This window comes from Aeromicrobium sp. REDSEA-S32_B7 (genome assembly GCF_001626145.1).
GTDB lineage: Bacteria > Actinomycetota > Actinomycetes > Propionibacteriales > Nocardioidaceae > Aeromicrobium > Aeromicrobium erythreum.
On the sequence record NZ_LUNF01000185.1, the window covers coordinates 1 to 10,682 of the forward strand.

Below are 10,682 nucleotides of genomic sequence, written 5' to 3' on the forward strand. Positions count from 1 at the left end.
GCCTGGCGATGGCCGTCGTCGGTCGCCCGGAGCTCGTCTTCCTCGACGAGCCGACCGCCGGGCTCGACCCGCAGGCACGGCGCGCCACGTGGGACCTGCTCGACGAGCTGCGCGCCAGCGGCGTCACGGTGGTCCTCACGACGCACTTCATGGACGAGGCCGAGACGCTCAGCGACGTCGTGCACATCGTCGACGCCGGGCGCGTCATCGCCAGCGGCTCCCCCGCCGACCTCGTGCGCTCCGGCGCGGAGAACACGGTCCGGTTCGCTGCCCGGCCCGGGCTCGACCTAGACGCGCTCATGACCGCGCTGCCCGCCGACACCAAGGTGCGGGAGACGGCCGCCGGGCAGTACGTCGTCGTCGGCACGGTCGACCCCGGCCTCCTCGCCACGCTGACCGCCTGGTTCGCCGGCCAGGGCGTGCTCGCGGAGTCGGTGCTCGTGGAGAAGCAGACGCTCGAGGACCGGTTCCTCGACCTCACCGGACGGGCCCTGCGATGAGCCTCGACCTCTCGCCGCGTCCTGGCGCGGCCCGCACCCCGGCCATGCTGGCCGCGCAGGCCCGCATGGAGCTGCGCCTGCTCGCCCGCAACGGCGAGCAGCTCCTCATCACGCTCGTCGTCCCCCTCCTGCTCCTCGTGGCCGGCACCCGCTCGGGCAAGGTCGTCGACCTCGGCGCCGGTCGTCCGATCGACATCGTCACGCCCGGCGTACTCGGACTGGCCGTGCTCTCCACGTCGTTCACGTCGCTGGCGATCGCCACCGGCTTCGAGCGTCGCTACGGGGTGCTCAAGCGGCTGGGCGCGTCGCCGCTGCCGCGCTGGGGCCTGCTCGTCGGCAAGGTCGCCGCGGTGGTCGTCGTCGAGGTCGTGCAGCTGGTGCTGCTCGCCTCGGTGGCGCTCGCGCTCGGCTGGTCGCCCGCCGGTGGCGTGGCGCCGTGGCTGTGGCTCGTGGTGCTCGCCGTGCTCGGCACCGCCGCGTTCGGCTCGCTCGGGCTGCTCATCGCGGGCACGCTGCGCGCGGAGGCCACGCTCGCCGTCGCGAACCTGGTGTACGTGCTCCTCCTGGTCGGCGGCGGACTCATCGTGCCGCTCTCGCGCTACCCCGACGGAGCGCAGGGACTGCTGCAGCTGCTGCCGTCCGGCGCGCTCGGCGAGGGCCTGCGCACGGCGTTCGACGCCGGCACCGTCGACCTGCTCCCCCTCGTGGTGCTCGCGGCCTGGGCGGCCGTCGGCACCGCCCTGACCGCAAGGACGTTCCGATGGGAATGACGCTCGGTCTCCGGACCCCCACCCGCGACGTCGTCGAGCGCTGGGCGTGGGCCAGCCTCGTCGCCAACACGGTCATCATCCTGACCGGCGGGCTGGTGCGCCTCACCGCCTCCGGGCTCGGGTGCCCCACCTGGCCGCGCTGCACCGACGAGTCGTTCGTGCCGCACCGCGCCCTGGGCCTGCACGGCCTGATCGAGTTCGGCAACCGGCTGCTCACCTACGTGCTCATCGCCATCGCGATCGGCACGGTCGTCGCGGTGTGGCGCTGGTCCGAGGGTCGCGGCCTGCGTCGGCTCGCGGTCGTGCTGGCCGTCGGCATCCCGTTCCAGGGCGTCATCGGCGGCATCACCGTCCTGACCGACCTCAACCCCTGGATCGTCGCGCTGCACCTCGTGCTGTCGCTCTTCCTGGTGGCGGGCTCCACCTGGCTGCTCCTGCGCGTGCGGGGCGACGTCGCCGACGACGTGCCGGTGCTCGCCCGCCGTCTCGTGCTGGCCACGTACGCGACGCTCTGGGTCGTCGTCTACCTGGGCACGGTCGTCACCGGGAGCGGGCCGCACGCCGGCGACGTGAACGCACCCCGCAACGGGCTCGACCCGCGTCTGTGGAGCCACGTGCACGCGTGGGGCGTCTACCTCCTCGTCGCCCTGACGATCGCGACCATCCTCGTGCTGCGTCGCAGCGGCACCAGCCCGCTCGCCGTCCGCGCGGCCACGCTGCTGCTCGTCGCCGAGCTGGCGCAGGGCGTCATCGGCTTCGTGCAGTACTTCACGGACCTGCCGATCGCGCTGGTCGCGGTGCACCTCGTCGGTGCCGCGGTGCTCGTGTCGGTCGGCACCCGGCTCGTGGTGCTCACCCGTACCCACGTGCGCGAGCCCCAGCTCCAGCACTGACCGTGACGATGTGGCCCCGATCCGGAACGTTCAGGGGCCACATCGTCACGGTCAGCGGGGTCACGGTCAGCGGGGGCGGGTCATGGTGAGGCAGCCCTCGGCGTCGGGCTCCGGACCGGTGAGGACGAAGCCGCAGCGCGTGTAGAAGCGCAGGCCCACGGCGTTGCCGGCCATTCACGCCCGCGGTACCGACGTCGGTCCCGTCGAGGCAGGCCACGTAGGTGGCGACCGCCTCGAGCCGCTCCCGCCAGCGCGGCTCGACGTCGAGGTCGTCGAGCCAGCGGTGCGCCGACGCGGCGAACGCGTCAGGGTCGCTGCGCAGCGCGGCGTGGCGGACGGCGCGGAACCGCCGCCAGTCGTCCGGGCCGAGCCGCTCGATGCTCAGCGCAGGAACGGGTCGACCGCCGCAGCGACGAACAGCAGCGCGAGGTAGGCGTTGGAGAAGTGGAAGAGCCGCATCGGCTTGATGACCGACAGCTCCTCGGTGTCCTTGGCGCGCGAGCGCAGGTCGTAGGCCTCGACGAGGAAGACGATGCCCAGCAGGATCGCGACACCCGTGTAGAACCAGCCCATGCCGGCGACCGGCCAGAGCGCGAGCGACGTGGCGACCATGACCCACGAGTAGACGACGATCTGGCGCGACACCGTGGCGGCGCTGGCCACCGACGGCAGCATCGGCACGCCGGCGGCCGAATAGTCGTCGCGGTAGCGCAGGCCGAGGGACCAGAAGTGCGGCGGGGTCCAGAAGAAGACGACGAGGAAGAGCACGACGGGCGGCCAGGCCAGCTCGTTCGTGACGGCGGTCCAGCCGATGAGCGCCGGGAAGCAGCCGGCCGCCCCGCCCCACACGATGTTCTGCGGCGTGCGGCGCTTCAGCAGCATCGTGTAGCCGACGACGTAGAAGACGTTGGCGGCGAGCGCGAGCCCGGCCGAGAGCCAGTTGACCAGCAGGCCGAGCCACAGGGTCGAGACGACGGCGAGAGCCAGGCCGAACCAGAGCGCACCCGCGGTGGAGACACCGTGGCGCGGCAGCGGTCGACGCGACGTGCGCCGCATCTTCTGGTCGATGTCGGCGTCGAACACGCAGTTGAGCGCGTTGGCGCTGCCCGCGGAGAGGGTTCCGCCGACCACGGTCGCGACGATCAGCCAGAACGACGGCACGTCGCGCGCGGCGAGGAACATGACCGGCACCGTGGTGAGGAGCAGCAGCTCGATGATGCGCGGCTTCATCAGCGCCACGTAGGCGTTGAGCACGTCGACCGGACCGCTGCGACGGACCTGGCTGGACGTCACCACGCGGGTGTCCGCGCCAGCGTCCTCCGCCGGGGTCGACGAGGGGTCGTTGCGGCTGCTCGACCGAAGTGCACTCACCTGGCAGAGTCTAGACGCTCGGCGATAGGGTCGAACCGAGGGCTCCACCACGTCCCTCCCCAGAATTTCCCCACGACCCAGGAGCGACCAGCACCGTGACCAGCACCTCTGCAACCCTGGACTGGACCGAGCTCGACGCCAAGGCGGTCGACACCGCGCGTCTGCTCGCTGCCGACGCCGTCGAGAAGGTCGGCAACGGCCACCCCGGCACCGCCATGAGCCTCGCGCCGGCGGCCTACCTGCTCTACCAGAAGCTCATGCGGCACGACCCGAACGACCCGTCGTGGATCGGTCGCGACCGCTTCGTCCTGTCGTGCGGCCACTCGAGCCTCACGCAGTACGTGCAGCTCTACCTCGCCGGCTACCCGATGACGCTCGAGGACCTCAAGAGCCTGCGCACGTGGGGCAGCCAGACGCCGGGCCACCCCGAGCACGGGCACACCCCCGGCGTCGAGGTCACCACCGGCCCGCTCGGCCAGGGCATCGCCAACGGCGTCGGCATGGCCATGGCCGCCCGCCGCGAGCGCGGCATCCTCGACCCCGAGACCGGCGCCGGCGAGAGCCCGTTCGACCACCACGTCTACGTCATCTGCTCCGACGGCGACGTGCAGGAGGGCGTGTCGGCCGAGGCGTCCTCGCTCGCCGGCCACCAGAAGCTCGGCAACCTGACGGTCCTGTACGACGACAACAAGATCTCGATCGAGGACAACACCGACGTCGCGTTCACCGAGGACGTCGCGGCCCGCTACGAGGCGTACGGCTGGCACGTGCAGACGGTCGACTGGACGCACGGCGGCGGCGAGTACCGCGAGGACGTCCCCGCGCTGTGGGACGCCTACCAGGCCGCCGAGCAGGTCACCGACAAGCCGAGCCTCATCGTGCTGCGCTCGATCATCGCCTGGCCCGCCCCGTCGGCGCAGAACACCGGCGCCTCGCACGGCTCGGCGCTGGGCGGCGACGAGATCGCGGCCACCAAGGAGCTCCTCGGCTTCGACCCCGAGCAGACGTTCGCGGTCGCCGACGAGGTCATCGCGCACACGCACGCGGCCCGCGAGCGTGGCGCCGAGGCGCACGCCGCCTGGCAGGAGACCTACGACGCCTGGCGGTCCGCCCAGCCCGAGCGCGCGGCCCTGCTCGACCGTCTCCAGGCGCACGAGCTGCCCGAGGGCTGGACCGACGCGCTGCCGACGTTCGAGGCCAGCGACAAGGGCGTCGCCACGCGCGCCGCCTCCGGCGACGTGCTCACCGCGCTTGCCCCCGTCCTGCCCGAGCTGTGGGGCGGCTCCGCCGACCTCGCCGGGTCGAACAACACGACCCCCAAGGGCGAGCCGTCGTTCATCCCGCCGGAGTGGTCGACCAAGAAGTTCCAGGGCGACTGGTACGGCCGCGTGCTGCACTTCGGCATCCGCGAGCACGCCATGGGCGCGATCCTCAACGGCATCGCGCTGCACGGCCCGACCCGGCCGTACGGCGGCACGTTCCTCGTGTTCAGCGACTACATGCGCCCCGCGGTGCGCCTCGCCGCGCTGCAGCAGCTGCCCGTCACCTACGTCTGGACCCACGACTCCATCGGCCTCGGCGAGGACGGCCCGACGCACCAGCCGATCGAGCACCTCGCGGCGCTGCGCGCCATTCCCGGCCTCGACGTCGTGCGGCCCGCCGACGCGAACGAGACGGTCGCCGCGTGGCAGACGCTGCTCGGCATCCACGACCGTCCGGTCGCGCTGGCCCTGAGCCGGCAGAACCTGCGCACCTACCCGCGCGGCGAGGTCGACGGCGAGACCTGGGGCGACGCCGCCGACACGGCCAAGGGCGCCTACGTGCTGCTCGAGGCCCGTCGCGACGGCCAGGTCGTCACCCCCGACGTCGTCCTGGTCGGCACCGGCAGCGAGGTCGAGATCGCGGTCCAGGCCCGTGAGGCGCTCGCCGCCGACGGCATCGCGGCCCGTGTCGTGTCGATGCCGTCGCGCGAGTGGTTCGAGCAGCAGGACAGCGGGTACCGCGACAGCGTGATCCCGCCGTCCGTCCGTGCCCGCGTCGTCGTCGAGGCCGGCGTGTCCTTCGGCTGGCGCGACGTGGTCGGCGACGCCGGCCAGGTCGTCGGGATCGAGCACTTCGGTGCCTCGGCCGACTTCCAGCGGCTCTACCAGGAGTTCGGCATCACGCCCGGCGCCGTCGCCGACGCCGCCCGCGCCTCGATCGACGCGGTCGGAGCCGCGGAGGCACCGTTCCACGCACGCCCGAGCGGTCCGGTCCTGCCCGACCAGCACTGAGCGCGCACAGCAACGGGGCCTGCGCCGCCGGCGCGGGTCCCACCCCGACCATCACGCCGCCGGACGGCGGCAGGAGGAGCACCATGAACGAGCGACTGCAGGCCCTGGCCGACGCCGGGGTCTCCATCTGGCTGGACGACCTGTCCCGCGAGCGCATCGAGTCCGGCAACCTCGCCGAGCTCGTCACCGAGGGCGGCGTCGTGGGCGTCACCACGAACCCGACGATCTTCGCCTCCGCGCTCTCCGACGGCGACCGCTACGCCGCCCAGGTGGCCGAGCTGAAGGCCGCCGGTGCCGACGTCGACGAGACGGTCTTCGCCCTCACGACCACCGACGTGCGCGAGGCGTGCGACGTGCTGCGACCCGTCCACGACCGCACCGACGGCGTCGACGGCCGCGTCTCGATCGAGGTCGACCCGGGCGCGGCCCGTGACACCGCCCGCACTACCACGATCGCGAAGCGGCTGTGGGAGACGGTCGACCGGCCGAACCTGCTCATCAAGATCCCCGCGACCGTCGAGGGCCTCCCGGCCATCGCCGACGCGATCGCCGAGGGCATCAGCGTCAACGTCACGCTGATCTTCTCCCTCGAGCGCTACCGCGCCGTCATGGACGCCTACGTCGAGGGTCTCGAGCGCGCCGCCGAGGCCGGTCGCGACCTCTCGGCCATCCACTCGGTGGCGTCGTTCTTCGTGAGCCGCGTCGACAGCGAGGTCGACGGCCGGCTCGAGGAGGGTGACCCCCTGCGCGGCAAGGCGGCCATCGCGAACGCGCGGCTCGCGTACGAGGCCTTCGAGGAGGTCTTCGGCTCCGAGCGCTTCGGCTCGCTGCGCGAGCGCGGCGCCCGCCCCCAGCGGCCGCTGTGGGCGTCCACCGGCGTGAAGGACCCTGCCTACCCCGACACGCTCTACGTGACCGAGCTCGTGGTCGCCGACACCGTCAACACGATGCCGGAGAAGACGCTGCAGGCCTTCGCCGACCACGGCGAGGTCGAGGGCGACCGGGTCACCGGCCGCTACGACGAGTCCCGCCAGGTCATCGCCGACCTCGAGGCGAAGGGCATCGGCTACGACGAGGTCGTGGCCAAGCTCGAGAAGGAGGGCCTCGAGAAGTTCGACGCCTCCTGGGCCGAGCTGCTCGACAGCGTCCGCTCCGAGCTCGAGAAGGCCTGAGCCATGGCGGCACCGGACGTCACGCTCACCGTCGCCGACCAGGCCGCCCTCGACGCCGCGCTCGCGGAGCTCGTCGCCGACCGCTTCGCCTCGCGGCTGCACGCCCACGACGCCACCCTGTGGGGTCCCGACGCGGAGTCCGAGGCGGCCAAGCGGTTGTCCTGGACGACGCTCGCGGAGTCGTCGCGACCGCTCGTCGCCGAGGTCGAGGCGCTGCGTGCCGAGCTGCACGAGCGCGGTCTCGACCACGTCGTCCTCTGCGGGATGGGCGGCTCGTCGCTGGCCCCCGAGGTCATCTGCGCCGCTGCCGGCGTCGAGCTGACCGTGCTCGACTCCTCCCAGCCCGACATGGTGCGGACGGCGATCGCCGACCGCCTCGAGCGCACGGTCGTGGTCGTGTCGAGCAAGTCCGGCGGCACCGTCGAGACCGACAGCCAGCGTCGCGCCTACGAGCACGCCTTCACCGAGGCGGGGCTCTCCCCTGCCGACCACCTCGTGGTCGTCACCGACCCCGGCTCGCCGCTCGACGAGCAGGCGACGCAGGCCGGGTACCGCGTGTTCCACGCCGACCCCGAGGTCGGTGGTCGCTACTCCGCGCTCACCGCGTTCGGCCTGGTGCCGAGCGGTCTCGCCGGTGCCGACATCGGCGGTCTGCTCGACGAGGCCGCCGACGCCACGGCGACGCTGTTCGCCGACGACGCCGCCAACCCGGCGCTGCGCCTCGGGGCCGCGCTCGGCGTCGCCAACCGCTCCTCCGTCGACAAGCTGGTGCTCCTCGACCACGACGCCGGCACGGCCGTGGCCTGGGGCGTCGGCGACTGGATCGAGCAGCTCGTCGCCGAGTCGACGGGCAAGATCGGCCACGGCATCCTGCCCGTCGTGGTCGAGAGCAGCCACGCGGTGAACGTCGAGCCGAGCACGCCCGACTCCTTCCTGGCCGTCTCCGGCTCCTCGGACACCCCGACGAGCACGTCCGGCTGGGCCGCGGGCGTCACCGGCGGCCTCGGAGCGCAGATGCTGTTGTGGGAGGTGGCCGTGAGCGTCGCGGGCGCCCTGATCGGCATCAACCCGTTCGACCAGCCCGACGTCGAGAGCGCCAAGCAGGCCGCTCGCGACAAGCTCAGCGGCGGCGGTGACGACGAGCCGGGCGCCGACCTGGTCGAGGGACCGGTCTCCGCGTTCGGCACCGACGCCTCCAGCCTCGCCGACGCCGTGGAGCAGCTCCTCGCGCAGGTCGACGACGAGCACGGGTACCTCGCCGTCCAGGCCTACCTGGACCGCTGGGACCTCAGCGCCTACGCGGGGCTGCGCGAGCAGCTCGCCCGCCGGACCGGGCGCCCCGTCACGTTCGGGTGGGGGCCGCGGTTCCTGCACTCCACGGGCCAGTACCACAAGGGCGGCCCGGCGACGGGCGTGTTCCTCCAGCTGACGAGCGACCCGCACGAGGACCTCGCGGTCCCCGGTCGCGACTTCACGTTCGGGGAGTTCATCGCCTCCCAGGCGGCCGGCGACGCGCAGGTCCTGCGCGACCACGGCCGTCCGGTCCTGCGCCTGCACCTCTCCGACCCGCAGGCCGCGGCCGCCCCGCTGCGCGACCTGCTGGGCTGAGCCGTGGCGATGCAGAGCAACCCGCTGCGCGACGTCCGCGACCGGCGCCTGCCGCGCATCGCGGGCCCGTGCAGCGTGGTCATGTTCGGCGTCACGGGCGACCTGGCGCGCAAGAAGCTGATCCCGGCCATCTACGACCTCGCCAACCGCGGCCTGCTCCCGCCGGGCTTCGCGCTCGTCGGCTTCGCCCGGCAGGACTTCGGCGACCAGTCGTTCTCGGAGATGCTGAAGGCCGCCGCGCAGGCCGGGGCGCGCACGCCGTGGCGCGAGACCGTCTGGAGCCAGCTCGAGGCGGGCATCCGTTTCGTGCCGGGCTCCTTCGACGACGACGCCGCGTGGCTGCAGCTGGCCGCGACGATGGCCGAGCTCGACGAGCAGCAGGGCACGGGCGGCAACCACGCCTTCTACCTGTCGATCCCGCCCGGCCTGTTCCCCGTGGTCGTCGGCAAGATCAAGGAGCACGGGCTCGCCGACCAGTCCGGCGGCTGGCGCCGCGTCGTCATCGAGAAGCCCTTCGGGCACGACCTCGCGTCGGCCCGGGAGCTCAACACGCTCGTCTCGGAGGTCTTCCCGCGCGAGAGCGTGTTCCGCATCGACCACTACCTCGGCAAGGAGACGGTCCAGAACATCCTGGCGCTGCGCTTCGCCAACGGCATGTTCGAGCCGCTGTGGAACAGCCACTACGTCGACCACGTCCAGATCACCATGGCCGAGGACATCGGCATCGGCACCCGCGCGGGCTACTACGACGGCATCGGTGCGGCGCGCGACGTGATCCAGAACCACCTGCTGCAGCTGATGGCGCTCATCGCGATGGAGGAGCCGGTCTCCTTCAACGCCGAGAGCCTGCGGCTGGAGAAGCAGAAGATCCTCGCGAACGCGCGGCCCGCCACCCCGATGGCCCAGCACACGGCGCAGGCCCAGTACACCGCCGGCTGGGCGGGCGGCGAGCACGTGGTCGGCTACCTCGAGGAGCAGGGCATCCCGGAGGGCTCGCGCACCGAGACGTACGCGGCCATCAAGATCGACATCGCCACGCGGCGGTGGGCGGGCGTGCCGTTCTACCTGCGCACCGGCAAGCGGCTGGGTCGGCGCGTCACCGAGGTGGCCGTGGTCTTCAAGGCGGCGCCGCACCAGCCGTTCAGCAAGAACGACATCGAGGAGCTGGGCCGCAACGCGCTGGTCATGCGGATCCAGCCCGACGAGGGCGTCACGCTGCGCTTCGGCGCGAAGGTCCCTGGCACGACGATGGAGATCCGCGACGTGCTCATGGACTTCGCCTACGGCGGGGCGTTCGTCGAGAGCAGCCCGGAGGCGTACGAGCGGCTCATCCTCGACGTGCTCCTAGGCGACCCGCCGCTCTTCCCGCAGCAGGAGGAGGTCGAGCTCTCCTGGAAGATCCTCGACCCGGTCATTGCGCACTGGCAGCGGGAGAAGAGCATCGACACCTACACGTCGGGCACGTGGGGTCCGCCCACCGCCGACGCCATGATGGAGCGCGACGGTCGCACCTGGAGGCGTCCCTGATGCAGATCAACCTCGAGAACACGACGTCGCCGCAGATCGCCCGCGCCCTCGTCCGGGCCCGGGTCGACTCCGGCAGCCCCGCCATGGACATGGTGCTGACGGCGCTCGTCGTCACCGACGACGAGACGGTCGGCGAGTCGCTGCGCACGGCGGCGGCGCTCTCGCGCGAGCACCCGTCGCGCGTGATCGGCATCGTGCTCGGCGACGGTCGCGGTCACCCGCGGGTCGACGCGACGGTGCGGGTGGGCGAGAACGCCGCCGGCGAGTCCATCCTGCTGCGGCTCTCCGGACCGCTCACCAAGCACGCGGAGTCGGTCGTGCTCCCCCTGCTGCTGCCCGACTCCCCCGTCGTGGTGTGGTGGCCGGGCAAGCCGCCGACGGACCCGTCGCAGGACCCGATCGGCCGGCTCGCGCAGCGCCGGCTCACCGACGCCGAGGCGTCGGACTCCCCGGTCCGGACGCTCAAGGCGACGGCGCGGCACTACAGCCCGGGCGACACCGACCTGTCGTGGACGCGCCTCACGCCGTGGCGTGCCCTGCTGGCCGCCGCCCTCGACCAGGCCACGGG

Annotated in this window: 9 protein-coding genes; 8 read left to right on the plus strand and 1 reads right to left on the minus strand. The window is 72.7% G+C overall.

Annotated features, from left to right (window positions below; all coding sequences use genetic code 11):
- The 3 genes from A6Q79_RS12760 to A6Q79_RS12770 form a co-directional block, all read left to right on the plus strand.
- Window positions 1–500, plus strand: a 500-nt coding sequence (locus tag A6Q79_RS12760; RefSeq protein WP_317698559.1) for an AAA family ATPase, incomplete at its 5' end; no start/stop codon positions are given.
- The gene (locus tag A6Q79_RS12765; protein ID WP_286689761.1) at window positions 497–1,270 is read left to right on the plus strand and encodes an ABC transporter permease; all 774 of its coding nucleotides are present in this window, start codon (window positions 497–499) and stop codon (window positions 1,268–1,270) included. The genes A6Q79_RS12760 and A6Q79_RS12765, both read left to right, overlap by 4 nt.
- Window positions 1,261–2,163: a heme A synthase gene (locus A6Q79_RS12770; protein ID WP_289017377.1), complete on the plus strand. Its 903-nt coding sequence runs from the start codon at window positions 1,261–1,263 to the stop codon at window positions 2,161–2,163. The genes A6Q79_RS12765 and A6Q79_RS12770 overlap by 10 nt, the downstream gene beginning before the upstream one ends.
- A 381-nt stretch (window positions 2,164–2,544) precedes the next feature.
- Here A6Q79_RS12770 and A6Q79_RS12775 read toward each other — a convergent pair whose 3' ends face one another.
- Window positions 2,545–3,459 carry a heme o synthase gene (locus A6Q79_RS12775; RefSeq protein WP_067857666.1) on the minus strand — a complete coding sequence of 305 codons (915 nt, stop codon included), beginning with the start codon at window positions 3,457–3,459 and terminating at the stop codon, window positions 2,545–2,547.
- Window positions 3,460–3,629: 170 nt separating this feature from the next.
- Here A6Q79_RS12775 and tkt point away from each other — a divergent pair, with 170 nt between their 5' ends.
- The 5 genes from tkt to A6Q79_RS12800 all read left to right on the plus strand — a co-directional run.
- Window positions 3,630–5,807 (plus strand): transketolase, encoded by a 2,178-nt coding sequence (gene tkt / locus A6Q79_RS12780; RefSeq protein ID WP_286689759.1) that lies wholly within the window; start codon window positions 3,630–3,632, stop codon window positions 5,805–5,807.
- A gap of 83 nt (window positions 5,808–5,890) precedes the next feature.
- Entirely contained in the window at window positions 5,891–6,979 is a 1,089-nt protein-coding gene (gene tal, locus A6Q79_RS12785) for a transaldolase (protein WP_286689758.1), read from the plus strand.
- Window positions 6,980–6,982: 3 nt separating this feature from the next.
- Window positions 6,983–8,587 carry a glucose-6-phosphate isomerase gene (locus tag A6Q79_RS12790; RefSeq protein ID WP_317698568.1) on the plus strand — a complete coding sequence of 535 codons (1,605 nt, stop codon included), beginning with the start codon at window positions 6,983–6,985 and terminating at the stop codon, window positions 8,585–8,587.
- 9 nt (window positions 8,588–8,596) lie between these two features.
- Window positions 8,597–10,114 (plus strand): glucose-6-phosphate dehydrogenase, encoded by a 1,518-nt coding sequence (gene zwf, locus A6Q79_RS12795; protein WP_286689756.1) that lies wholly within the window; start codon window positions 8,597–8,599, stop codon window positions 10,112–10,114.
- On the plus strand, window positions 10,114–10,682 hold a 569-nt coding region (locus A6Q79_RS12800), incomplete at its 3' end, for a glucose-6-phosphate dehydrogenase assembly protein OpcA (RefSeq protein WP_317698570.1). The genes zwf and A6Q79_RS12800, both read left to right, overlap by 1 nt.

Excerpts from the sequence above, each read along its gene's own strand:
- tal (WP_286689758.1), top strand. The coding sequence starts at position 5,891 with ATGAACGAGCGACTGCAGGCCCTGGCCGACGCCGGGGTCTCCATCTGG.
- A6Q79_RS12790 (WP_317698568.1), top strand. The coding sequence starts at position 6,983 with ATGGCGGCACCGGACGTCACGCTCACCGTCGCCGACCAGGCCGCCCTC.
- zwf (WP_286689756.1), top strand. The coding sequence starts at position 8,597 with ATGCAGAGCAACCCGCTGCGCGACGTCCGCGACCGGCGCCTGCCGCGC.
- A6Q79_RS12770 (WP_289017377.1), top strand. The coding sequence starts at position 1,261 with ATGGGAATGACGCTCGGTCTCCGGACCCCCACCCGCGACGTCGTCGAG.
- A6Q79_RS12765 (WP_286689761.1), top strand. The coding sequence starts at position 497 with ATGAGCCTCGACCTCTCGCCGCGTCCTGGCGCGGCCCGCACCCCGGCC.